This is a genomic window from Enterobacter sp. ODB01, assembly GCF_001623605.1.
In the GTDB taxonomy this organism is placed as follows: Bacteria; Pseudomonadota; Gammaproteobacteria; order Enterobacterales; family Enterobacteriaceae; genus Enterobacter; species Enterobacter kobei.
Window position 1 is genome coordinate 3,849,566 of sequence record NZ_CP015227.1, and the last position, 21,298, is coordinate 3,870,863.

The 21,298-nt window shown below is 52.5% G+C and carries 23 protein-coding genes and 3 tRNA genes; 10 read left to right on the top strand and 16 right to left on the bottom strand.

Going from position 1 to position 21,298, the window contains the following annotated elements:
- Positions 1-155: 155 nt before the first annotated feature.
- Positions 156-653: a non-heme ferritin gene (ftnA, locus tag A4308_RS18245; RefSeq protein WP_014884366.1), complete on the top strand. Its 498-nt coding sequence runs from the start codon at positions 156-158 to the stop codon at positions 651-653.
- Positions 654-689: 36 nt separating this feature from the next.
- Here the strand turns inward: ftnA and A4308_RS18250 are convergent, their stop codons facing one another.
- On the bottom strand, positions 690-1,031 hold the full coding sequence (locus A4308_RS18250) for a hypothetical protein (RefSeq protein ID WP_063308694.1): 342 nt from the start codon (positions 1,029-1,031) through the stop codon (positions 690-692).
- 231 nt (positions 1,032-1,262) lie between these two features.
- Between A4308_RS18250 and tyrP the strand changes: the two genes are divergently transcribed.
- Complete coding sequence (tyrP, locus tag A4308_RS18255; protein WP_063308695.1) at positions 1,263-2,474, top strand: tyrosine transporter TyrP; 1,212 nt, start codon at positions 1,263-1,265, stop codon at positions 2,472-2,474.
- A gap of 32 nt (positions 2,475-2,506) precedes the next feature.
- On the opposite strand, the gene A4308_RS18260 is transcribed toward tyrP, so the two are convergent.
- Positions 2,507-3,175: a YecA/YgfB family protein gene (locus tag A4308_RS18260; RefSeq protein ID WP_023330747.1), complete on the bottom strand. Its 669-nt coding sequence runs from the start codon at positions 3,173-3,175 to the stop codon at positions 2,507-2,509.
- Between the two features lie 413 nt (positions 3,176-3,588).
- On the opposite strand from A4308_RS18260, the gene A4308_RS18265 reads away from it, so the two are divergent.
- From A4308_RS18265 to A4308_RS18290, 6 genes are all read left to right on the top strand, one after another.
- Positions 3,589-4,710 (top strand): branched-chain amino acid ABC transporter substrate-binding protein, encoded by a 1,122-nt coding sequence (locus A4308_RS18265; protein ID WP_014884370.1) that lies wholly within the window; start codon positions 3,589-3,591, stop codon positions 4,708-4,710.
- 99 nt (positions 4,711-4,809) lie between these two features.
- On the top strand, positions 4,810-5,724 hold the full coding sequence (locus A4308_RS18270; RefSeq protein ID WP_014884371.1) for an ABC transporter permease subunit: 915 nt from the start codon (positions 4,810-4,812) through the stop codon (positions 5,722-5,724).
- A gap of 11 nt (positions 5,725-5,735) precedes the next feature.
- Complete coding sequence (gene livM / locus A4308_RS18275) at positions 5,736-7,010, top strand: high-affinity branched-chain amino acid ABC transporter permease LivM (RefSeq protein ID WP_023337448.1); 1,275 nt, start codon at positions 5,736-5,738, stop codon at positions 7,008-7,010.
- Entirely contained in the window at positions 7,007-7,882 is an 876-nt protein-coding gene (locus A4308_RS18280) for an ATP-binding cassette domain-containing protein (RefSeq protein ID WP_014884373.1), read from the top strand. Before livM ends, A4308_RS18280 begins: the two co-directional genes overlap by 4 nt.
- Positions 7,879-8,595 (top strand): ABC transporter ATP-binding protein, encoded by a 717-nt coding sequence (locus A4308_RS18285; protein WP_045135357.1) that lies wholly within the window; start codon positions 7,879-7,881, stop codon positions 8,593-8,595. The genes A4308_RS18280 and A4308_RS18285 overlap by 4 nt, the downstream gene beginning before the upstream one ends.
- A gap of 248 nt (positions 8,596-8,843) precedes the next feature.
- Entirely contained in the window at positions 8,844-9,305 is a 462-nt protein-coding gene (locus A4308_RS18290; protein WP_014884375.1) for an OB-fold protein, read from the top strand.
- Positions 9,306-9,591: 286 nt separating this feature from the next.
- On the opposite strand, the gene A4308_RS18295 is transcribed toward A4308_RS18290, so the two are convergent.
- From A4308_RS18295 to uvrY, 6 genes are all read right to left on the bottom strand, one after another.
- Positions 9,592-9,678, bottom strand: a tRNA-Leu gene (locus A4308_RS18295).
- An 11-nt stretch (positions 9,679-9,689) separates the two neighbouring features.
- Positions 9,690-9,763: transfer RNA gene (locus tag A4308_RS18300), tRNA-Cys, on the bottom strand.
- Positions 9,764-9,809: 46 nt separating this feature from the next.
- A tRNA-Gly gene (locus A4308_RS18305) sits at positions 9,810-9,885 on the bottom strand.
- A gap of 152 nt (positions 9,886-10,037) precedes the next feature.
- Positions 10,038-10,586 (bottom strand): CDP-diacylglycerol--glycerol-3-phosphate 3-phosphatidyltransferase, encoded by a 549-nt coding sequence (pgsA, locus tag A4308_RS18310; RefSeq protein WP_008500348.1) that lies wholly within the window; start codon positions 10,584-10,586, stop codon positions 10,038-10,040.
- A gap of 56 nt (positions 10,587-10,642) precedes the next feature.
- Positions 10,643-12,475, bottom strand: a complete 1,833-nt coding sequence (gene uvrC, locus A4308_RS18315) for an excinuclease ABC subunit UvrC (protein ID WP_014884376.1) — start codon at positions 12,473-12,475, stop codon at positions 10,643-10,645.
- Complete coding sequence (gene uvrY, locus A4308_RS18320; RefSeq protein WP_023330806.1) at positions 12,472-13,128, bottom strand: UvrY/SirA/GacA family response regulator transcription factor; 657 nt, start codon at positions 13,126-13,128, stop codon at positions 12,472-12,474. Before uvrY ends, uvrC begins: the two co-directional genes overlap by 4 nt.
- A 385-nt stretch (positions 13,129-13,513) precedes the next feature.
- Here uvrY and A4308_RS23030 point away from each other — a divergent pair, with 385 nt between their 5' ends.
- Together A4308_RS23030 and A4308_RS18325 are read left to right on the top strand one after the other, a co-directional pair.
- Complete coding sequence (locus tag A4308_RS23030) at positions 13,514-13,567, top strand: hypothetical protein (protein ID WP_418885776.1); 54 nt, start codon at positions 13,514-13,516, stop codon at positions 13,565-13,567.
- Positions 13,568-13,592: 25 nt separating this feature from the next.
- Positions 13,593-13,817: a DUF2594 family protein gene (locus A4308_RS18325; RefSeq protein WP_014832453.1), complete on the top strand. Its 225-nt coding sequence runs from the start codon at positions 13,593-13,595 to the stop codon at positions 13,815-13,817.
- A 66-nt stretch (positions 13,818-13,883) separates the two neighbouring features.
- Here A4308_RS18325 and sdiA read toward each other — a convergent pair whose 3' ends face one another.
- From sdiA to A4308_RS18365, 8 genes are all read right to left on the bottom strand, one after another.
- On the bottom strand, positions 13,884-14,606 hold the full coding sequence (gene sdiA, locus A4308_RS18330; RefSeq protein WP_047625769.1) for a transcriptional regulator SdiA: 723 nt from the start codon (positions 14,604-14,606) through the stop codon (positions 13,884-13,886).
- A gap of 221 nt (positions 14,607-14,827) precedes the next feature.
- Positions 14,828-15,580 carry an L-cystine ABC transporter ATP-binding protein TcyN gene (gene tcyN, locus A4308_RS18335; protein WP_063308696.1) on the bottom strand — a complete coding sequence of 251 codons (753 nt, stop codon included), beginning with the start codon at positions 15,578-15,580 and terminating at the stop codon, positions 14,828-14,830.
- Entirely contained in the window at positions 15,577-16,245 is a 669-nt protein-coding gene (gene tcyL / locus A4308_RS18340) for a cystine ABC transporter permease (protein WP_014884380.1), read from the bottom strand. Before tcyL ends, tcyN begins: the two co-directional genes overlap by 4 nt.
- A 21-nt stretch (positions 16,246-16,266) precedes the next feature.
- Positions 16,267-17,253, bottom strand: coding sequence for a D-cysteine desulfhydrase (dcyD, locus tag A4308_RS18345; RefSeq protein ID WP_023330807.1), 987 nt, complete (start codon positions 17,251-17,253; stop codon positions 16,267-16,269).
- 107 nt (positions 17,254-17,360) lie between these two features.
- Positions 17,361-18,161, bottom strand: a complete 801-nt coding sequence (gene tcyJ / locus A4308_RS18350) for a cystine ABC transporter substrate-binding protein (RefSeq protein WP_014884382.1) — start codon at positions 18,159-18,161, stop codon at positions 17,361-17,363.
- A gap of 86 nt (positions 18,162-18,247) precedes the next feature.
- On the bottom strand, positions 18,248-18,799 hold the full coding sequence (gene fliZ, locus A4308_RS18355; RefSeq protein ID WP_014884383.1) for a flagella biosynthesis regulatory protein FliZ: 552 nt from the start codon (positions 18,797-18,799) through the stop codon (positions 18,248-18,250).
- A 54-nt stretch (positions 18,800-18,853) separates the two neighbouring features.
- A complete protein-coding gene (locus A4308_RS18360) occupies positions 18,854-19,573 on the bottom strand; it encodes an RNA polymerase sigma factor FliA (protein ID WP_014170714.1) in 720 nt (239 codons plus the stop codon).
- A 163-nt stretch (positions 19,574-19,736) separates the two neighbouring features.
- A complete protein-coding gene (locus A4308_RS18365) occupies positions 19,737-21,089 on the bottom strand; it encodes a FliC/FljB family flagellin (RefSeq protein ID WP_063308697.1) in 1,353 nt (450 codons plus the stop codon).
- Positions 21,090-21,298: the final 209 nt, after the last annotated feature.

The window sequence follows — 21,298 nt, forward strand, 5'->3', positions numbered from 1 at the left end:
CAAAAACAATTCGCATTAATATAATGCCGACAATGCGTTTTATTCCCATTCGTATTTTGAAGTAATGAATATTTATTTTACGTTTTGCAAATAATTAAATAACAAATTATAGTGTCGCTCATTGTGAACCAGTAATAATAACCCGGAGCGTCACCATGCTGAAAACTGAAATGATCGACAAGCTCAATGCGCAAATGAACCTTGAGCTCTTTTCATCCCTTCTCTACCAGCAGATGAGCGCCTGGTGCAGCTACCACAGCTTTGAAGGTGCGGCCGCGTTTCTGCGTCGCCATGCGCAGGAAGAGATGACCCACATGCAGCGCCTGTTTGATTATCTGACCGACACCGGCAGCCTGCCGCGCATTGAGACCGTGGCCTCGCCTTTTGCCGAGTATAATTCTCTCGATGAACTGTTCCGCGCCACCTACGAGCACGAACAGCTGATCACGCAGAAAATTAACGAACTGGTTCATGCGGCAATGACCAGCCAGGATTATCCAACCTTTAATTTCCTGCAATGGTATGTGGCAGAACAGCATGAAGAAGAGAAGCTGTTTAAATCCGTGCTGGATAAATTATCCCTGGTGGGTAAATCAGGTGAAGGTCTTTACTTTATTGATAAAGAACTTTCCACTCTCGATACACAAAATTAATTTCAACGCGGTGCGGGTTTCCTGCACCGCGTTAATTTACATACATCCTGCGCAGCTGGTACAGCGCCAGTCATGGGGATTGACGGCCTGATAAAAATAGCGGTAGCTGGCCGTCTCAAGCGGAATACCCACCTCGAAAAACAGGTCTGTCAGCCAGTCAACGTTTTCGATAATCCACTCATCTTCCTGTAAGCCTTGTGCAAAGGTTTCATCTTCAGGATCAATAACCGAATAGATTGCCCAGGTGCCCATATCCTTTTCGCGGCGGGACTCAGGCAGCGTCAGAGGCTGGTTCTGCCAGCTCATTATCCAGTGTCCATGGCACAACAGATTGCCTCCCCGGCTCCATGCAGCCGTATATGGATTCTCCCCCGCCATAAAAAACCCTCACATTATTTTATTATTTGCACGAGTTGTTTACGTTACGCCTGAAATTTGCGCCGTGATATTGCTCTTATGAAGTAGGCATCGGCCCATTAAGGATCACAGTACGCCTAAACTGTAAATATTTCATTACGCACCTTGTAACGGTGATTTGACGAATTACGGCTTTTCCCTTACTCTGCGCCGCAGAAATTGTCGCGATTCACCATCGTTGTAGAGGAAAGCGTGAGAAACAGAACCCTGGGAAGTATTTTTATCGTCGCCGGAACGACGATTGGCGCAGGAATGCTGGCAATGCCCCTGGCTGCTGCAGGTGTGGGATTCGGGATGACGCTGCTGCTTCTTGGCACACTCTGGGCGCTGATGTGTTACACCGCGCTGCTATTGCTTGAGGTTTACCAGCACGTGCCCGCCGACACCGGTCTGGGTTCACTGGCGGCGCGCTACCTGGGACGCTACGGTCAGTGGATAACCGGCTTTAGCATGATGTTCCTGATGTACGCCCTGACTGCCGCGTATATTAGCGGGGCCGGGGAGCTCATCGCCTCCAGCGTCAATGACTGGTTTGGCTCTGACATTACCCCGGCGACGGGGGCAATCTTCTTTGCGCTCATCGGCGGCGGCGTGGTCTGCGTGGGGACCTCGCTGGTCGATCTGTTCAATCGTTTTCTCTTCAGCGCCAAAATTCTGTTTCTGATTGTCATGCTGGTCCTGCTGGCACCGCACGTGCACAAGGTTAATCTGCTGACGCTGCCGCTGGAAAAAGGGCTCGCGCTTTCCGCTATCCCGGTGATTTTCACCTCGTTTGGCTTCCACGGCAGCGTACCGAGTATTGTCAGCTATATGAACGGTGATATTCGCAAGCTGCGCCGCGTGTTTGTTATCGGCAGCGCGATCCCGCTCATCGCCTATATTTTCTGGCAACTGGTGACGCTGGGCAGCATTGACTCTTCAACCTTTATTGGACTCATGGCGCAGCACGCTGGCCTGAACGGTTTTCTGCTGGCACTGCGCGAGGTCGTCACGTCTCCTCACGTGGAGCTGGCGGTCCACCTGTTTGCCGACCTGGCGCTGGCGACCTCGTTCCTGGGCGTGGCGCTCGGCCTGTTTGATTACCTGGCCGACCTGTTCCAGCGTCGCAATACGGTTAGCGGGCGGTTACAGACGGGGGGAATTACTTTCCTGCCGCCGCTCGCGTTTGCGCTGTTTTACCCACGCGGGTTTGTGATGGCGCTGGGTTACGCCGGGGTGGCGCTGTCGATCCTGGCGCTGTTACTCCCTTCCCTGCTGGCATGGAAGAGCCGCCAGCAGCATCCTCAGCAGGGGTACCGCGTGGCGGGAGGAAAACCGCTGCTGGGCATTGTGTTTAGCTGTGGGGTGGTGATTATTCTGGTGCAGGTATTGATTGCCGCCGGCATGTTGCCGGAAGTGGGTTAAGAAAAAAGGGGCTATCTTTAGCCCCTTTTTTATCAATGCAAACAGCAGCTCTTAAACTTCTTCCCGCTGCCGCAAGGACACGGATCGTTACGCCCGACCTTCGTGCCGTTCACAATCGGCTTCTTTGCTTCCGGCTGCTGCGGGTTATCTACCCAGTATTGATATAAACGCAGTGCCGCTGGCTGGATGCGCTCAATGCTGGCGATATAGTCTGCTTCGCTCAGTTCATCCAGCTTCTCGCTGTTCTCTTCCGTACCGTGCAGGGCAATCACTTCGAGATCGGCCTTCAGAGACTCCGGCAAGGCTGACCAGTCCGTCAACGCCACGCCGCGCATATAGCCATAGCACCACTCTTCCACCACGGTGTAGCTCTCACCGTCGACGTCGTTATATCCAAACATCGGCTCAAACTGGTCCGGGTATTCGCTCAGCCGCTCAGCAATGTCGTTCATATGCTTAAAGCAGAGATCGATAAAACGGTTCATTTCACGATCGTTTTTCCAGCGCGGAATGTATTTCTCCCCGCCCCACACGGCCACCAGCCAGGTATCTGGCTCAACGACAACAGGGCCGGAAAGCACTGCGGTAAGCATGCCGTCCAGTTCGGATACATCAATCACGGACGCATCGTCATGGCCGTAAGACATGAGAGTCTCTTCCAGCCATGCCATTTCGCTTTCATTTAATGGACCTTCCGTCATCGCGGACACTCCTGATAAAAAGGAAAAGATCCTAACACAGTTCTCACGCCGTTCCCGGCTGAAGTTTAGGTCTTTATTGCTGCAAAAGTGTGCAAATCGTGACCCTTGCACAACTTATGGGCTTTAATGTTAACGATATGTGATCTCCGCTGTAATTTCTTCTCCTGCCGCGGGGCGGCAGAACGCGGCGCTCTATACTCAAAGATGTCATAACCCCGTCAAGGGGTTAACCATTCTGGCAACGTTTTTGCTTGCTGTTCTTCGCGCGACGCTGCGCATGGAAACCTCGCCGTATCATGCAGGATGCCGTTCGTTTAGTGCATTTTGTTCTTGCCCGTGTTTTGGATTGGCTGCGCCCTGGGCGTTCAGGTTTACGCCGTGGTGCAAAAACCTCTTTGCTAAGGAACATAATAATGTCGCTGAAATTAATCAGAACTCCCCTGTCTCTTGTGTTAGCTGGTTGTCTGGTGACGGCGTTTTCCGCCCGCGCAGATATCGTGATTGGTGTCGCCGGGCCGTTTACGGGACCCAATGCCACCTATGGCGATCAGTACTGGCACGGCGCAACGCAGGCCGCTGAAGATATTAACGCTGCCGGCGGGATTAACGGTGAGAAAATCAAGCTGGTTCAGGGTGATGATGCGTGCGAGCCTAAACAGGCCGTGGCTGTCGCCAACCGCTTAGTCGACCAGGATAAAGTCAACGCCGTTGTCGGCCATTTCTGCTCCTCATCGACCATGCCCGCCTCTGAGGTGTATAGCGATGCGGGGATCATTTCCATTACCCCCGGCTCGACGAACCCGCTGATCACCGAACGCGGTATGAGCGATATGTTCCGCATGTGCGGCCGCGATGACCAGCAGGGCCAAGTTGCCAGCGACTTCATCATCGATAAGCTGAAAGCCAAACGCGTGGCGATCATTCACGATAAAGACACCTATGGGCAAGGGCTGGCAGACGCCACCAAAGCGGCACTGGCGAAACGCGGGGTCAAGGATGTGATGTACGAGGGGTTATCGCGCGGTGAAAAAGACTTTAACGCGCTGGTGACGAAGATTGGCGCGCAAAAACCGGACGTGGTGTTCTTCGGTGGCTGTCACCCGGAAGCCGGTCCGCTGGTTCGCCAGATGCGTGAACAGGGCGTACAGGCGAAATTCTTCTCCGGCGACTGCATTGTTAATGAAGAGATGGTGACGGCGGCGGGCGGTCCACAGTATACCAACGGCATTTATATGACTTTCGGTAAAGATCCTCGCCTGATCCCGGACGGTAAAGCAGTGATTGAGAAATTCCGCGCCGCTAAATTCGAACCGGAAGGTTACACCCTCTACTCCTATGCTTCCGTGCAGGCCATTGCTGCTGCGTTTAAAGCCACGGGCGGCAAGGACTCCGCCAAAGCCAGCGAGTGGCTAAAAGCGAATACGGTCGACACGGTGATGGGTAAAAAAGCCTGGGACAGCAAGGGCGATCTGAAAGTCTCCGACTACGTGGTTTACCAGTGGGACGACAAAGGAAAATATAAGGAAGTGCAGTAACGGGACGGAATCACGCTCAACGTCGGCGGGCCTGCCTGCCGGCGCGTAATAAACATCAGGCTGCACACCACGTGCAGCCTATAAAACGAGCGCGCTAAGATGAGTACATTCTTCCTGCAGCAGTTAATCAATGGCTTAACGCTGGGCTCCGTCTACGGCCTCATCGCCATCGGCTACACCATGGTGTATGGCATTATCGGGATGATCAATTTCGCCCACGGCGAAGTGTATATGATTTCCGCTTACCTCTGCGCCATTGGCCTGGCGCTACTCTCTTTCTTCGGCCTGCAGTCATTCCCCCTGCTGATACTGGGAACGCTGGTATTCACCATTGTCGTTACGGGGGTGTACGGCTGGACCATCGAGCGTATTGCTTATAAGCCGTTGCGGAATTCTACGCGCCTGGCGCCGCTTATCTCTGCCATCGGGATGTCGCTTATCCTGCAAAACTACGCGCAGCTGAGCCAGGGGCCGCGCCAGCAAGGGGTGCCAACCATGCTCGACGGCGTACTTCGTCTGCATCTGGGCGAAGGTTTTGTGCAGATAACTTATACCAAAGTATTTATCCTGGTCGCCTCGTTTGCCGGCATGCTGGTGCTGACCTGGATAATCAACCATACCCGGCTGGGGCGGATGTGCCGCGCGGTACAGCAGGACCGTAAAATGGCCTCCATTCTGGGGATCAACACCGACCGGATTATCTCCCTGGTCTTTGTCATTGGTGCGGCCATGGCGGGCCTGGCAGGTGTGCTCATCACCATGAATTACGGCACCTTTGATTTCTACGTCGGGTTTGTGATTGGCATTAAGGCGTTTACCGCAGCGGTGCTCGGCGGGATTGGCTCCCTGCCGGGCGCGATGCTCGGTGGGTTGATTCTGGGCGTCGCCGAGGCGCAATTTTCCGGCATGGTGAACTCCGATTATAAAGATGTGTTCTCGTTTGGCTTGCTGGTCTTGATCCTGATTTTTCGCCCTCAGGGTCTGCTTGGCCGCCCGATTGTCGCCAAAGTGTGAAGGAGAATACGATGACCTCTCACGGCTTTTCGCTTAAGCGCTGTATTCTGGACGCCATTTTTTCCGGCCTGATTGCGTTAATCATTTTTGGCCCGATTGCCGGCGTGGTGCTGGACGGATACAGCTTTAACTTCGCCGGACAGCGACTCGCATGGATAGTCGGCATCGTTATGCTGGGTCGTTTTCTGCTGAGCGCTTTTTTAAGTACCGCCCCAGGTGCACGTTTCCAGGCACGTTTTGAAGCCGACAGCGCAGGTGTTTATGTCCGGCCACCGGAATACAAAAGCCGCATGCGCTGGATTATTCCCCTGGTGATTGCCGTTGCCATTTGCTTCCCGTTTGTCGCCACCAAATATGTGCTGACCGTCGCCATTCTCGGGCTGATCTACGTGCTTCTCGGGCTGGGGCTGAACATCGTCGTGGGTCTGGCGGGTTTGCTGGATCTGGGGTATGTCGCTTTCTATGCGATTGGTGCGTACGGCCTGGCGCTGGGGTATCAGTATCTCGGCTTAGGCTTCTGGAGCATGCTGCCGCTGGCGGCCATTATGGCCGCTGCCGCGGGCGCCCTGCTCGGTTTTCCGGTACTGCGCATGCACGGTGACTATCTGGCCATTGTCACCCTCGGGTTCGGGGAGATCATTCGCCTGATCCTGAACAACTGGCTGACGTTCACCGGCGGGCCTAATGGCGTGTCGGCCCCTCCTCCTACCTTTTTCGGCCTTGAGTTTGGACGACGCGCAAAAGAAGGCGGCGTGCCTTTTCACGAGTTTTTCCACCTCACCTATAACCCGAACATGAAGTTTATCTTTATCTATACGGTGCTGTTTCTGGTGGTAATGCTGGTGCTCTATATCAAGCACCGCCTGACGCGGATGCCGATCGGCCGGGCGTGGGAAGCCCTGCGGGAAGACGAAATTGCCTGTCGCTCCATGGGGCTCAATCATGTGCTGGTCAAGCTTTCGGCCTTTACGCTGGGCGCATCGACTGCGGGCATCGCCGGGGTATTCTTCGCCACCTATCAGGGGTTCGTGAACCCGACATCGTTTACCTTCTTTGAATCCGCGCTGATCCTCGCCATTGTGGTACTGGGCGGCATGGGGTCTACGCTTGGCGTGGTGCTGGCCGCCTTTGTGCTGACGGTCACGCCGGAACTGCTGCGCAGTTTTGCCGAGTACCGGGTCCTGCTGTTTGGCATGCTGATGGTGGTGATGATGATCTGGCGTCCACGCGGTTTGATCCGCATTAACCGCAGCGGATTTGCCGTGCGTAAGGGCGTCGCGCCATGAACGAAACGATATTGCGCGTTGAACATCTGATGATGCACTTCGGCGGGATTAAGGCGCTAAACGACGTCAACCTGGACGTGCAGCGCGGTTCCATTACTGCCCTGATTGGGCCAAACGGGGCGGGAAAAACCACCGTATTTAACTGCCTGACCGGCTTCTACAGAGCCTCCGGCGGCAATATTTTATTTACCAGCCGCAATAAGACGACCAACGTCATTCAGGTACTCGGGCAAAAATTTCAGCCGGGTGACTGGATTAACCCCGCGCAGTTCGGGCAGCGTCTGTTCTACAAAATGTTTGGCGGAACCCACCTGGTCAACCGCGCCGGGCTGGCGCGCACCTTCCAGAACATCCGTCTGTTTCGCGAGATGTCGGTCGTGGAAAATCTGCTGGTCGCACAGCATATGCGCGTTAACCGGAATCTGCTCGCCGGGATCGTTAATTCCCCGGCCTACCGTCGGGCGGAAAGCGACGCCCTCGACAGAGCTTTCTACTGGCTGGAAGTGGTCGATCTGGTGGACTGTGCCAATCGCCTGGCGGGGGAGATGTCGTACGGTCAGCAGCGGCGCCTGGAGATCGCCCGGGCAATGTGTACCGGACCGGAGATGATCTGTCTCGACGAACCTGCCGCCGGGCTAAACCCGGTTGAAACGCATAAGCTGAGCAGCATCATTCGTTTTCTGCGGGATCATCATGACATCACGGTATTACTGATTGAGCATGACATGGGGATGGTGATGGAGATTTCGGACGATATTATCGTGCTCGACCACGGTGACGTGATTGCCAGGGGGAAACCCGCGCAGATCCAGCATGATGAAAAGGTCATTGCCGCCTATCTGGGCACGGATGAAAGCGAGGTCACCCTATGAGCGAACCGCTGCTGGCCTTCCGCGAGGTGGATGTGTTTTACGGCGTGATTCAGGCGCTGAAACAGGTCTCACTTGAAGTGAATACAGGAGAAACCGTGGCGCTGATTGGCGCAAACGGCGCGGGTAAATCGACATTACTGATGTCCATCTTTGGCCAGCCGCGTATCCGCAACGGACAGATCCTTTATCGCGGCGAAGACATCAGCCATAAATCCACCCACTACGTCGCCTCCGGCGGCATTGCGCAGGCACCTGAAGGCAGACGTATCTTTCCGGATATGACCGTCGAAGAGAACCTGCTGATGGGGACCATCCCGATTGGCAACCAGTTTGCGGCCGAAGATATGCAAACGATGTTCGATCTGTTCCCTCGCCTGAAAGAACGGCGTAAACAGCGCGCGATGACCCTGTCCGGCGGAGAACAGCAAATGCTGGCTATCGCCCGGGCGCTGATGAGCCGTCCGACGCTGCTGTTGCTGGATGAGCCCAGCCTGGGCTTAGCCCCGATTGTGGTGAAACAGATTTTCCAGACGCTGCGCGAGCTGGCCCGCAACGGGATGACGATCTTCCTGGTGGAGCAGAATGCGCACCACGCGCTGAAGCTTTCCGATCGCGGGTATGTGATGGTTAACGGGCAGATCCGCCTGAGCGGCAGCGGCGAGGAGCTGCTGGGCAATCAGGAGGTGAGGAAGGCGTATTTGGGTGGGGTGTGACGACACGATGTTCATGCACCATTGAACCAGCTTTATACTGTAACATCGGCAATTCAGCGGCATTTCATGACGTATATCGCTGCACTTATCCTCCTTTAAGCCACAACAATGCTTTCACTGAAACAGGATAAAAGAATTTACTCGCGTAAATTCTTTTTATAGGCAATAAGCGTCCTTATGCGATAAAGTAATAAGGTGAAATTCTCACATTATTTTCGCAGCAAAACTATTAGCTAACAGGTGATTTCATGAAGAAATTTATTAAATGGATTTTTTATATCTTTATTGCTTTGATGATTCTGGGATATATCGTCGGTAAAAACGACAAATCGGAAGCAGGCGCGACTTCGTCTTCTGCACCAGTTGCGGATACGCAGAAGTCAGTACCGCAAAAAGAAGTGTTTACGACCTCCGCAAAACAGCTTTTTAAAGCTTATGAAGAGAATGAAGTCGCAACCGATGAAAACATGAAAGGTAAGCTCATCTCAGTCAACGGGGTTGTTCAGTCCATTGATAAAGATTTTACAGACTCAATTATCATCGGCTTACAAACAGACAATCAGTTCATGCCTGCACGAATGGAGATGGAAAACTCAGAAAAGGCTACTGCCGTAGCATTGAAAAAAGGACAGCAGGTCACTGTGATTTGTAAAAAAATGATCCGAGTAATGGGTGCACCTTCTGGGCGAGATTGTATATTCGCAAAATAACGAATCGGGAGGGTTACCCTCCCATTCCATTCTCCTGAACACCTGCTGTCGCCAACATCATGCCATTCACCAATACCTGACATGCTTATATAATCCCCCTTATTCCACACACCAACTCCGTTGCAGTATCGGGGCAACATAACAATATGTAGACGCAATGATGTAATCGGTAAGCTGTACTTGCGAAAAGTGGGAATAATGGGAGAGTGAAATTAGAAAATAAAAAAACCACCTTTCGGTGGTTTATACGACACTGCTTATTGCTTTGATTATTCTTTGTTTCCCATGGTAGCCGGAGTGGGACTTGAACCCACACAGCGCGAACGCCGAGGGATTTTAAATCCCTTGTGTCTACCGATTCCACCATCCGGCCAGGGAAGAAAGTGGAGGCGCGTTCCGGAGTCGAACCGGACTAGACGGATTTGCAATCCGCTACATAACCGCTTTGCTAACGCGCCGTAAAACTTTTCTAACTGACACCCGCTACTGCGCATGTCTTTAATCTGGAGCGGGAAACGAGACTCGAACTCGCGACCCCGACCTTGGCAAGGTCGTGCTCTACCAACTGAGCTATTCCCGCATGTCATCAAGTCAACTTCTAAACACTTGATTTCATTATCGTCCGGCTTGCTGTGCCGCCGTTCGATGCGTTGCATTCTACTGATATGACGTTATGAGTCAACGTTATTTTTTGCTTCCCTGGATCGTTTGCTGAAAATTACGGCGAAACGATCACTGATCAAGCAAATCCCCGCGCGCAGCGTTCAAATATTGCAGCATTGACCACAACGTCAGCACTGCCGCTACCCACAGCAGACCAATTCCCGCCCACTCAACCCAGGCGTTTGGACGCCAGAGCATCCAGACCAGCGCCGCCATCTGTGCGGTCGTTTTCACTTTCCCGATCCAGGAGACCGCCACGCTGCTGCGTTTACCCAACTCCGCCATCCACTCACGCAGCGCAGAAATGATGATTTCACGGCCGATCATGGTTGCCGCAGGCAGCGTCACCCACCAGGTATGATAGTGTTCAGCCACCAGCACCATCGCGATAGCAACCATGACCTTATCCGCTACCGGATCGAGAAACGCGCCGAAGCGAGTGCTTTGATTCCAGCGACGCGCCAGATAGCCATCAAACCAGTCCGTTACCGCTGCGATAAGGAAGATCAATGCGCAGGCAAAAGGTGCCCACACAACCGGCAGATAAAACGCCAGCACGAAGAACGGAATGAGTACAACACGAAAGAGAGTGAGCAACGTAGGGATATTATATTGCATAGTGACGGTAACTATTTGTTGTCAGTAAAATTTAGCTCTATGTTGCTACAGAGCCCTCAATGTTTCAACGAGTAGTAGATCTTTTCTGCCAGCCCTTGCGAAATACCCGGCACTTTTGCAATTTCCTCCATGCTGGCGTTGAGTAATCCTTGCAATCCGCCCATATACTTCAGCAGCATCTGACGACGTTTCGGCCCGACGCCCTCAATGGTTTCCAGAGTACTGGTATTTTTCACCTTCGCCCGTTTTTTACGGTGCCCGCTGATAGCATGGTCGTGCGATTCATCGCGAATATGCTGGATGACATGCAGCGCCGGGGAGTCTGGCGGCAGACTGAAGCCCTCACCTTCCGGTTCGAAGAACAACGTCTCCAGACCCGCCTTACGATCGGCCCCTTTCGCCACACCTAACAGCAGCGGATGGTTTTTGTCCCACTCAACGTCGAGCGATTCAAATACCGCTTTCGCCTGGCCAAGCTGGCCTTTACCACCGTCAATCAGGATCACATCCGGGATCTTGCTCTCTTCAATCGCTTTACCGTAACGACGACGCAGCACCTGATTCATGGCGGCATAGTCGTCCCCCGGCGTAATGCCGGTGATGTTATAGCGTCGATACTCGGCGCGCAGCGGGCCATTAGCATCAAACACGACGCAGGATGCTACCGTCTGCTCACCCATCGTATGGCTGATATCGAAACACTCCATACGTTTCACTTCCGGCAACTTCAGGAGCGTTGCCAGCGCGGTTAACCGCTGGCTGACCGTCGATTGCTGAGACAATTTTGTGGTCAGCGCTGTCGCCGCGTTGGTCCGCGCGAGCTTCAGATAACGCGCCCTGTCGCCGCGGGGTTTGGTTTGTACGTTGACCCGACGGCCCGCCAGCTCGGAAAGCGAATCGGCCAGCAGGGTTTTATCGTCAAGGTTGAAATCGAGCAGGATCTCCGAGGGGAGCGTTCGCATCTGGCTTCCCTGTAGATAGAACTGGCCGACAAAGGTTTCCACCACTTCCCCCAGCTCGGTGCCACCAGGCACTTTGGGGAAATAGCTGCGGCTGCCGAGTACTTTGCCCTGGCGGATAAACAGCACGTGAACACAGGCCATTCCTGCGTCAAAGGAGACGCCGATAACGTCGAGATCGTCACCGGTATTCGAGACAAACTGTTTCTCGGTGACCCGGCGCACCGCCTGAATTTGGTCACGGATCCGTGCGGCCTCTTCAAACTCAAGTGCGGCGCTGGCTTTTTCCATCCGCGCGATCAGCTGGGTTAACACCTGATCGTCTTTTCCGGCTAAGAACAGGCGTACATAGTCCACCTGCTGGGCATACTCATCTTCACTGACCAGCCCGGCAACACAGGGGCCCAGGCAGCGACCAATCTGGTACTGCAGACACGGACGCGAGCGGTTACGGTAGACACTGTTTTCGCACTGACGAATCGGGAAGATTTTTTGCAGCAGTGCCAGCGTCTCCCGCACGGCATAGCCATTCGGGAAAGGACCAAAATATTCCCCCTTCGCGTGTTTTGCACCACGGTGCATCGCCAGACGCGGATGGGTATCGCCACTCAAGAAGATAAAGGGATAGGATTTATCGTCCCGCAACAGCACGTTATAGCGCGGCTGATAGAGCTTTATATAATTGTGCTCAAGCAGCAGGGCTTCGGTTTCGGTATGCGTGACGGTGACATCAATATTATGAATGAGAGAGACCAGCGCTTCAGTCTTACGGGAGGCAAGGTTGCTGCGAAAATAGCTGGAAAGGCGTTTTTTAAGGTCTTTCGCCTTCCCCACATAGATAACCGTACCGCCAGCGTCATACATCCGATAGACGCCAGGCTGGCTGGTTACCGTTTTCAGAAATGCTTTTGAATCGAACACATCACTCACTGACTTAACAACGTCTCCGCATTACATAAACCATGTCGGATGGCCAGATGAGTCAGTTCAACATCACCATGAATGTTCAGTTTACTGAACATTCGATAACGATAGCTGTTCACCGTTTTCGGGCTGAGGTTCAGCTGTTCCGAGATCTCATTTACCTTCTGACCTTTCGTGATCATCAGCATAATCTGCAATTCGCGCTCAGACAAACTGGCAAACGGGGACTCGTTTTTCTCGGGTTCGATCTGGCTCAAAGCCATCTGTTGCGCAATGTCAGAGGCGATGTAACGCTGCCCGGCAAACACGGAGCGGATGGCATTGACGACCTCCTGCGGAGCGGCACCTTTACTCAGGTAACCGGCCGCACCCGCCTGCATCACTTTCGCAGGCAGTGGATTTTCAGTATGCACGGTCAGCATGATGACTTTGGTATCTACGAAGGTACGCGCAATTTTGCGCGTTGCCTCAAGGCCACCGATGCCGGGCATGTTCATATCCATCAGCACCACATCGGCGGAGTTTGTGCGGCACCATTTTACGGCATCTTCCCCACAGCACACCTCTCCGGCAACTTTAATCCCTTTTATATCTTCAAGAATGCGTCGTATCCCTGCGCGCACCAGTTCGTGGTCATCAACAAGAAGGACGTTGATCAAAGGAAATGTCTCCAGAATAGGGATAACGCTACTGAGTGATAATTTGGTTTATATTAACGGTTTTCCTCACAAGATTAAAACGTTAAAAAATCGGCTATTCGATTTTGCTCTCGTTTTTGGAAATTAGCCTGTACAGTCCGTGGAAAGAGAGTCCTTGCCATCAGGGCTTTTGCGCTTTTTTTTAAGCATCCGTATTCAAAAAGTTACAAAAACCTTGCTCCTTTTCTTCGGGGAAAACAGTTTTCAGATTTTTGTAACAATAATTAACGGTAAGCAAACCACTCATAAACAATTAATAGTCATACCAGGGCATCAGTCTACCGCCTGGCGGAGTTTACGCAAATAAACAGCGCAGTAAAAGTACGAAAAACAACCGCTGCATTTTTTGCTACAGCTTGTGGTATACTCCGCCGCCTTGACTTTCGTCGTCGCGCTTTAGCGCCGTTTAATAATGAGGAAAATAAATGAGCACACCTGAATTTGCCACTGCGGAGAATAACCAGGAACTGGCACAGGAAGTAAACTGCCTGAAAGCACTGCTGACGCTGATGCTGCAGGCGATGGGCCAGGCTGATGCTGGTCGTGTGATCATTAAAATGGAAAAGCAAATCGCGCAGATGGAAGACCAGGCGGAATCGGCTGTATTTGCAAACACCGTTAAGCAAATTAAACAAGCGTACCGCCAGTAACAAAAAACGGCTGGATGCACTGCATTCAGCCGTCCGCTCGTCTGTCACGCAGAACGTACTCGCTAATCAGATCAGTCCCGTTGCCGCCGCGTAACAAGCAATCTGGGTTTTGTTGGGTGCATTGAATTTTTTCTGCATATTCTTCTGATGGAAGTTAACCGTATTCTCTGAAATGGAGAGAATGATCGCTATTTCCGCTGACGTCTTCCCTTCCGCAGTCCATTTCAGAATTTCCCGCTCACGCTTGCTGAATTTCATCTCTGGCGGCATCACCATCCCATCTTCAAAACGCAACAACGTGGTTAATGCCATTTGCACCAGCATTTGCAACCGTAGTTCTATTTCTTCCTGCCTGTACGGCACATCCTGCACACTCGTACGGGAAACCGAGAGGAAACCGAGCGCGTGATTAGGCAGCATCAGACACTGCGTTATTCCCGTGCGTAAACCGTGATCCTGTGCGTTATGCCATAACTCCTGCGCATCCACGAATAATGCGTCCGTCCAGGGAAGATGACCCTGAATGAAATTCTCCGGCTTTAAAACCGGATCAATCGCGAAATAGTTCGCGGATTGATATTGCGCCATCCACTGCTTTGGATAAGTGGTTTGCAACGAGACCTTGGGCCGCGTAAATGGTACGGGATGGCGCACGCAGAGCGCGTAATAATCGAATTCAAGCGCCTGCGTTTGTCGCTGAAGTTCCTGATATACCTCGTCGGCACAGGTCAATTCCTGAAACCGGAGGAAGCAATCCCGTCGCCAGGTGAAAAAGTCTGAATCCTTCATACTTACTAAAAGAAGCCTCTGAAAAGATAATCATTATTATGGTGAATATAACCTAACACATAAAACTTATTTCTAACCACAAAATATCGGCAATAACACAATTAACTTTACTATTGATAAGGCTTATCTGCGTCGGGTGGAATAAAAAAGCAGACGCCCGGGGCAACAGGGAGAATAATTTGCTCCAGAAAAGATTTCCGGAGCAAATAAGGACAAAAATGCTACTGCATGAGGAATTTTTCAAGGAACTGGCGGGTTCGCGGCTGTTGAGGATCCGCAAATAAACTTTTCGCCGGCCCCTGCTCCACAATCCGCCCCTGATCCATGAAAATGGCCCTGTCCGCCACGTCACGAGCAAAGCTCATTTCATGGGTCACGATGACCATCGTGCGCTTTTCCTGTGCCAGCTGGCGAATGGTATTCAGCACTTCGCCCACCAGCTCGGGGTCGAGCGCGGAGGTCGGTTCATCAAACAGGATCACGTCAGGGAGCATCGCCAGCGCACGCGCTATCGCCACGCGCTGCTGCTGGCCTCCTGACAGGCGGCGCGGATAGCTGGTCTCTTTACCTGCCAGCCCAACTTTAGCGAGCAGCTCGCGGGCACGCGCCGTCGCGTCCTCTTTTGGCTCACCTTTTACGATGACCGGCCCTTCAATAATGTTTTCCAGTACCGTGCGGTGCGGAAAAAGATTGAAGTTCTGGAAAACAAAGCCCACATGCTGACGCAGACGGCGAATTAATCCTTTCTGCTGACTGATGGATTTACCGGTATCAATCGTAATCTCCCCGACCCGGATGGTGCCCCCTTCCGGCTGTTCAAGCAGGTTAATACTGCGCAGTAGCGTCGTTTTTCCCGACCCGCTCGGCCCGATAATCGCCACCACTTCGCCCTGCTCCACTTCCAGATCGATCCCGTGGAGCACCGTTTGACCATGGAATTTTTTCACCAGGTTTTTAACGTCGATAGCACTCATTTTGGATCACGCTCCTGGCGGTTAAGCTGGTTTTCAAAATAGTTTTGCAGAGCAGACAACACCGTCGCCATCACCCAGTAAATCAGCGAGGCAGCCAGATACATGGTGAAGACTTCAAGGGTGCGCGAGGTAATAAGCTGCGCCTGACGGAACAGTTCAGGCACCTGAATCGTTGCGGCCAGAGAGGTATCTTTGACCAGGCTGATGAAGCTGTTGCTCAGCGGCGGAAGCGCCACACGCGCAGCCTGCGGCAAAATAGCGCGACGCAATGTTTGCCACGGCGTCATCCCGATGCTGGCCGCCGCTTCCCACTGACCTTTATCAATGGACGAGATTGCCGCGCGCAGGGTTTCAGAGGTATAGGCCGCCGTATTGAGCGACAGACCAATCATCGCCGCCGGGATCGGATCCAGCTCGATACCGAATTGCGGTAGACCGTAGTAGATCATAAAGAGCTGAGCAATAAGTGGCGTACCGCGAAACACGGAGATATAGAAGCGCGCCAGCCAGCGTACCGGCAGAATGGGCGACATACGCATTAAGGCCAGCACGAAGCCTAGCACGAGGCCGAAGAACATCCCGCCAATACTCAGCTGGAGCGTGAATACCGCACCTTTCAGCAGATACGGCAGTGAATCAATAACCAGTTGTATACTTTCTTGCATTATTATTTTTCGACCTGATTTTTAGACATGAGGATGATAAGCAAACAGCGCGGGCGCCCCGCCGGTGTGCACAAATAAAATCGGCCCTTCATCCTTAAAGCGTTTCTGCGTAATGCCATCTATAAGCCCGGCCATCGCTTTACCCGTATAGACCGGATCAAGCAGTATACCCTCAAGGCGCGCCAGCAGTTTAACCGCCTCCATCCCCTCTTCATTAGGCGTGCCGTAGCCCGGCGCAAAATAGTCATCCCAGAGCAGAATATCGGCTTTTGCCTTAAGCGCCAGCTGCTCTGCCACCGCCTGCTGTAACGTGACCACTTTGGGCTTCTGATCCGCAACGCTGCGGGACACCGTCACGCCTATCAGTTCCACCTCGGGCATCAGCTGCTCCAGCCCCACCGCCAGCCCGGCGTGCGTGCCCGCACTGCCAGACGCGACAACCACGGAGGAGAGGCTCACCGCCCCCTCACACTGCTGCGCGATCTCCAGCGCACTTTCCACATAACCCAGCGCGCCCAGCGCATTCGAACCGCCGACAGGGATGACATAAGGACGAAAACCCTGCGCTTCTAGGCGCGTAGCCAGTTCGTCGAGCTGCGCAGTCGGGTCGGTCAACGCATCGACCATCTCCACCTGCACATTAAACAGATCCAGCAGCAGACGATTACCGTTGGTGAGATAGTTTTCTGCCCGCGTGCCAATTGGGTTTTCCAGCAGTGCCACGCAATGGAGACCAAGCTTCGCCGCCACTGCCGCCGTCTGACGAACGTGGTTGGACTGGATTGCCCCGGCGGTGATGAGCGTGTCCGCCCCTTCACGCAGTGCATCCGCGGCCAGAAACTCCAGCTTACGCAGCTTGTTGCCCCCCATCGCCATCGGCGTCACGTCATCGCGCTTAATGAAAATATCGCGTCCTACGTAATCAGAAAATCGCGGCAGATACTCCAGCGGAGTCGGCGCGCCGATAAACTCCAGGCGGGGAAAGCGCGTTAAATTCTGTAGTGACATGGGTTCTCCGGTAACTCAGACAAAATGTGATATTTTTCATTATGCACGCAGACGCGTAAGAAATAAAAAAGGCGCTTTTAAAAGCGCCTTTTTTTCACGTCAAAGACTTATTTGGTGACGTCTGCGCCGAACCACTTCTCAGAGAGCGCCTTCAGGCTGCCGTCTTTTTGCATATCAGCAATCGCAGCGTCGATCGCTTTCACCAGGTCTTCGTTACCTTTACGGACCGCAACACCGGATTCCTGACGAGAGAACGCATCGCCGGCAACCGCCAGAGTGTTGTTGGTTTTCTTCACCAGATCCAGCGCGGCCAGGCGGTCAACCAGAATGGCGTCAATACGGCCTACGCGCAGATCCTGGTATTTCGTCGGGTCATCATCATAGGTACGGATGTCCACGCCCTGAACGTTCTGGCGCAGCCACTCTTCGTAGTTAGTGCCCAGACCGACACCCACTTTTTTGCCTTTCAGGTCGGCCGCGGTTTTGATGGTGCCTTCGTTACCTTTCTTCACCAGCGCCTGAATACCGGACACGGTGTACGGCGTGGAGAAGTCATACTTCTTCTTACGCTCGTCAGAAATGGTCACCTGGTTAATCACCACGTCAATGCGTTTGGAATCCAGCGATGCCAGCATACCGTCCCATTTGGTCGGTTTCAGGGAGGCTTTCACGCCGAGGTGTTTTGCCAGTTCTTCGGCAAATTCCACTTCAAAACCGGTCAGTTTGCCGTCGTCGCCCTGGAAGCTGAACGGAGGATAGGTTCCTTCCAGCCCAACCAGCAGCGTTCCGCGCTCTTTTACTTTGTTCAGCAGATTTTCTGCAGCGAACGTTTTCACGCTCATACCCGCAACCAGCGCCACGGCCATAACGCCCATCAACGCCTGACGACCCAGAAGTGCTAATTTCATAAATACCCCGATAGCGTAGAATTTTTACGTAGTGTAGAGAAATCGCCTGCGACGTCAAAGGCGACTGCGCTACATCTTATTCTTTTTTAATATATATCAGAAGTTGTTCCGGCGTGGCCTTTCTGCTTCATCGCACCCGGCATTTGTACCTTATATTGCGCATACTTGCGCAGCGCAATACGGTAGTTGTTGGTGCTGGTGGCAGGCAGCCACGGCTCCAGATTCTCATCCAGATAACCGGTTTTTAGCAGATCGCGAGAGATGTTGTTAACGGTCAGATGCTGTCCAAGGCGGCGCAGGCGAACCACATATTCGCGCACGGTGCCGTGGCTCATCTCCGTTTGTTCAAACAGGAATTGTTTGAAGCCGATAATGTCGAAGAAGTCGCTTTGCTCTTTGCAGTGGAGATCGCCACAGAAACGGCAAAGCGCCACCCACTCTTTCTGCTCTTCGAGCCACGCCGCTTCGTCCATCAACGTGTCGAGGCGAGAGATCGCGATTTTATTCACGATCTCGCCACGGCGAACCAGCGTGATACGATCGAGTAGTTTCTTACAGTGGGCGCAATGCGTCTGGCTGTGTTTAAAGTCTTTCAGGTAGCGGCTTAAAGGCCGTCTTTTTGATTGCTGCACCGTCATGATAACTCCTGGTTGTCAATACGTTGTGCGGCATTTTTCGGGTGAAAAAATCACCTATAACTTACCCAGCTTGGTTCGTAAGCGTTTAATGGCCTGGCTGTGCAACTGGCTCACCCGCGACTCCCCCACCTCCAGAACAGCGCCAATCTCTTTGAGATTAAGCTCTTCCTGGTAATAAAGGGTCAACACCAGCTGTTCGCGTTCAGGCAGCGCTTCAATCGCTTCCATTACGCGCTGGCGTAAATTCCCTTCCATTAAATGGTGTAACGGGTTTTCCTGCTGGTGCTCATCCGTCACCAGCTCGATGCTATCGCCATGCTCTTCGCGCCACTCGTCATAAGAGAAGAGTTGGCTATTATTGGTATCGAGCAACATCTGACGATACTCTTCAACAGCAATGCCAAGACGTTCCGCCACTTCGGTTTCCGTTGCGTTGCGTCCCAGTTCCTGTTCCAGCTGCCCCATCGCATGCGCCACTTCGCGGGCGTTGCGGCGAACACTTCGCGGCACCCAGTCACGGCTGCGCAGTTCGTCCAGCATCGCACCACGAATACGCTGAACTGCGTAAGTCGTAAATGCCGTTCCTTGCAGAGCGTCGTATCGGTCAACTGCATTCAATAACCCGATACCGCCCGCCTGTAGCAGATCGTCAAGTTCCACGCTCGCCGGCAAGCGCACCTGGAGGCGCAATGCTTCGTGACGCACCAGCGGGACATAACGCTGCCACAGCGAGTGTTTATCCATTACACCTTCAGCGGTATAGAGTGAATTCACGATAAACAGCCCTGCGTTAATTGAGTTATCGGCATGATTATCCGATTCTGCAGGGGTTTCAATTGGGTGAATAGTGGGTGAAATGAGGGGTTATTTGGGGGGTTATGCGAATAGCGCTAAATAAAAAACCCCGCCGAAGCGGGGTTTGAGCATTATCAGGCGATTAGCCCTGCAGCAGAGACAGAACCTGCTGAGGAACCTGGTTAGCTTTGGACAGCACGGAGTTACCGGCCTGCTGAACGATCTGCGCTTTAGACATATTTGACACTTCGGTCGCATAGTCGGCGTCCTGAATACGGGACTGCGCTTCAGACAGGTTGGTGGTGGTATTGTTCAGGTTGGTTACCGCAGAGCTCAGACGGTTCTGTACCGCACCCAGAGAAGAACGGAATTTATCAACAGAAGCGATAGCTTTGTCCAGCAGAGCCAGAGGGTCATTTGTTGATGCGCCAGCGAATTCTGGGGATGCAGTTACTTTAGTAGTACCGTCAGATTCGGTGCCAGAGCTCAGTTCGATACCAACTGTTGCAGTACCAACAGAAGTAGTATCTGTTGCAGCTGCTGCATCATTACTGTTAGCAAGATAACCAGCGGCCACACCATAGTTTTTGCCTTGAACGGTAACAAAACCAGTCACAGTGCCAGCAGAATCGGTACCAACTTTAATCAACTGACCAGACATGCTTGCCTTGTTAGTATCGATGCCGTTAGCTGCATCGCCATAGGTTACATCAGTCGTGTTCAGTACTACTTTACCTGCATTAGCACCGGTGCTGCTGTCATTATCAACGGATACTGAGTAGTAATCGTTACCAGACTGAACAACATACTCAGAACTACCTTTAATGTTATGCAGGCTAAGAGTGCTTGCATCAACACCCAGTTTGCTTGCAACACCAGACAGGTCAACATCAACCATTGTGCCAGCAGAAGCAGCTGCGGTATCAGCAATCTGAGTAATTGAATCGCCAACATTCAGAGAGTTTTTAGAAACAGAGAAACCGTTCAGACCCAGAGTAGAAGAGTCGATTTTCTGCAGGTCGATGTTGATGGTCTGGCCATCATTCGCGCCAACCTGGATAGACATAGAACCGTTTTTAGCCAGTACGTTCACGCCGTTGAACTGAGTCTGACCCGATACGCGGTCGATTTCGTCCAGACGGGATTTGATTTCGTCCTGGATTGAAGACAGGTCAGAATCAGAGTTAGTACCGGTGGTCGCCTGAACGGTCAGTTCACGAACACGCTGCAGGTTGTTGTTGATTTCAGACAGCGCGCCTTCAGTGGTCTGCGCCAGAGAGATACCGTCGTTAGCGTTACGTGCAGCCTGAGTCAGACCTTTGATGTTAGACGTGAAGCGGTTAGCGATAGCCTGGCCCGCAGCATCATCTTTAGCGCTGTTGATACGCAGACCAGAAGACAGACGCTCGATAGAAGAAGACAGAGCAGACTGGTTCTTGTTGATGTTGTTCTGAGTGATCAGCGAGAGGCTGTTGGTATTAATGACTTGTGCCATGATTTCGATTCCTGTTGTTCATCAAATCTGTTTGGTTAGATTTGGGTTTCCACCCTTCGGCTTCATCGCCGTCAAAGGTGTTATCGTCTGGTCCAAAACAACCTTTAGATTTTTTTTCAGGATCTCGATAATTTTTTTAGCCACGGAAATACTCTTCTCTATTACCGTTATTCCCGCCATTAAAAAAAAGAAATTAACCGTAAACTTTC

Coding starts and splice junctions, on each gene's coding strand:
- ftnA (WP_014884366.1), top strand. CDS start 156: ATGCTGAAAACTGAAATGATCGACAAGCTCAATGCGCAAATGAACCTT.
- A4308_RS18250 (WP_063308694.1), bottom strand. CDS start 1,031: ATGGCGGGGGAGAATCCATATACGGCTGCATGGAGCCGGGGAGGCAAT.
- A4308_RS18260 (WP_023330747.1), bottom strand. CDS start 3,175: ATGACGGAAGGTCCATTAAATGAAAGCGAAATGGCATGGCTGGAAGAG.
- A4308_RS18265 (WP_014884370.1), top strand. CDS start 3,589: ATGTCGCTGAAATTAATCAGAACTCCCCTGTCTCTTGTGTTAGCTGGT.
- A4308_RS18270 (WP_014884371.1), top strand. CDS start 4,810: ATGAGTACATTCTTCCTGCAGCAGTTAATCAATGGCTTAACGCTGGGC.
- livM (WP_023337448.1), top strand. CDS start 5,736: ATGACCTCTCACGGCTTTTCGCTTAAGCGCTGTATTCTGGACGCCATT.
- A4308_RS18280 (WP_014884373.1), top strand. CDS start 7,007: ATGAACGAAACGATATTGCGCGTTGAACATCTGATGATGCACTTCGGC.
- A4308_RS18285 (WP_045135357.1), top strand. CDS start 7,879: ATGAGCGAACCGCTGCTGGCCTTCCGCGAGGTGGATGTGTTTTACGGC.
- A4308_RS18290 (WP_014884375.1), top strand. CDS start 8,844: ATGAAGAAATTTATTAAATGGATTTTTTATATCTTTATTGCTTTGATG.
- pgsA (WP_008500348.1), bottom strand. CDS start 10,586: ATGCAATATAATATCCCTACGTTGCTCACTCTCTTTCGTGTTGTACTC.
- A4308_RS18325 (WP_014832453.1), top strand. CDS start 13,593: ATGAGCACACCTGAATTTGCCACTGCGGAGAATAACCAGGAACTGGCA.
- sdiA (WP_047625769.1), bottom strand. CDS start 14,606: ATGAAGGATTCAGACTTTTTCACCTGGCGACGGGATTGCTTCCTCCGG.
- tcyN (WP_063308696.1), bottom strand. CDS start 15,580: ATGAGTGCTATCGACGTTAAAAACCTGGTGAAAAAATTCCATGGTCAA.
- tcyL (WP_014884380.1), bottom strand. CDS start 16,245: ATGCAAGAAAGTATACAACTGGTTATTGATTCACTGCCGTATCTGCTG.
- dcyD (WP_023330807.1), bottom strand. CDS start 17,253: ATGTCACTACAGAATTTAACGCGCTTTCCCCGCCTGGAGTTTATCGGC.
- tcyJ (WP_014884382.1), bottom strand. CDS start 18,161: ATGAAATTAGCACTTCTGGGTCGTCAGGCGTTGATGGGCGTTATGGCC.
- fliZ (WP_014884383.1), bottom strand. CDS start 18,799: ATGACGGTGCAGCAATCAAAAAGACGGCCTTTAAGCCGCTACCTGAAA.
- A4308_RS18365 (WP_063308697.1), bottom strand. CDS start 21,089: ATGGCACAAGTCATTAATACCAACAGCCTCTCGCTGATCACTCAGAAC.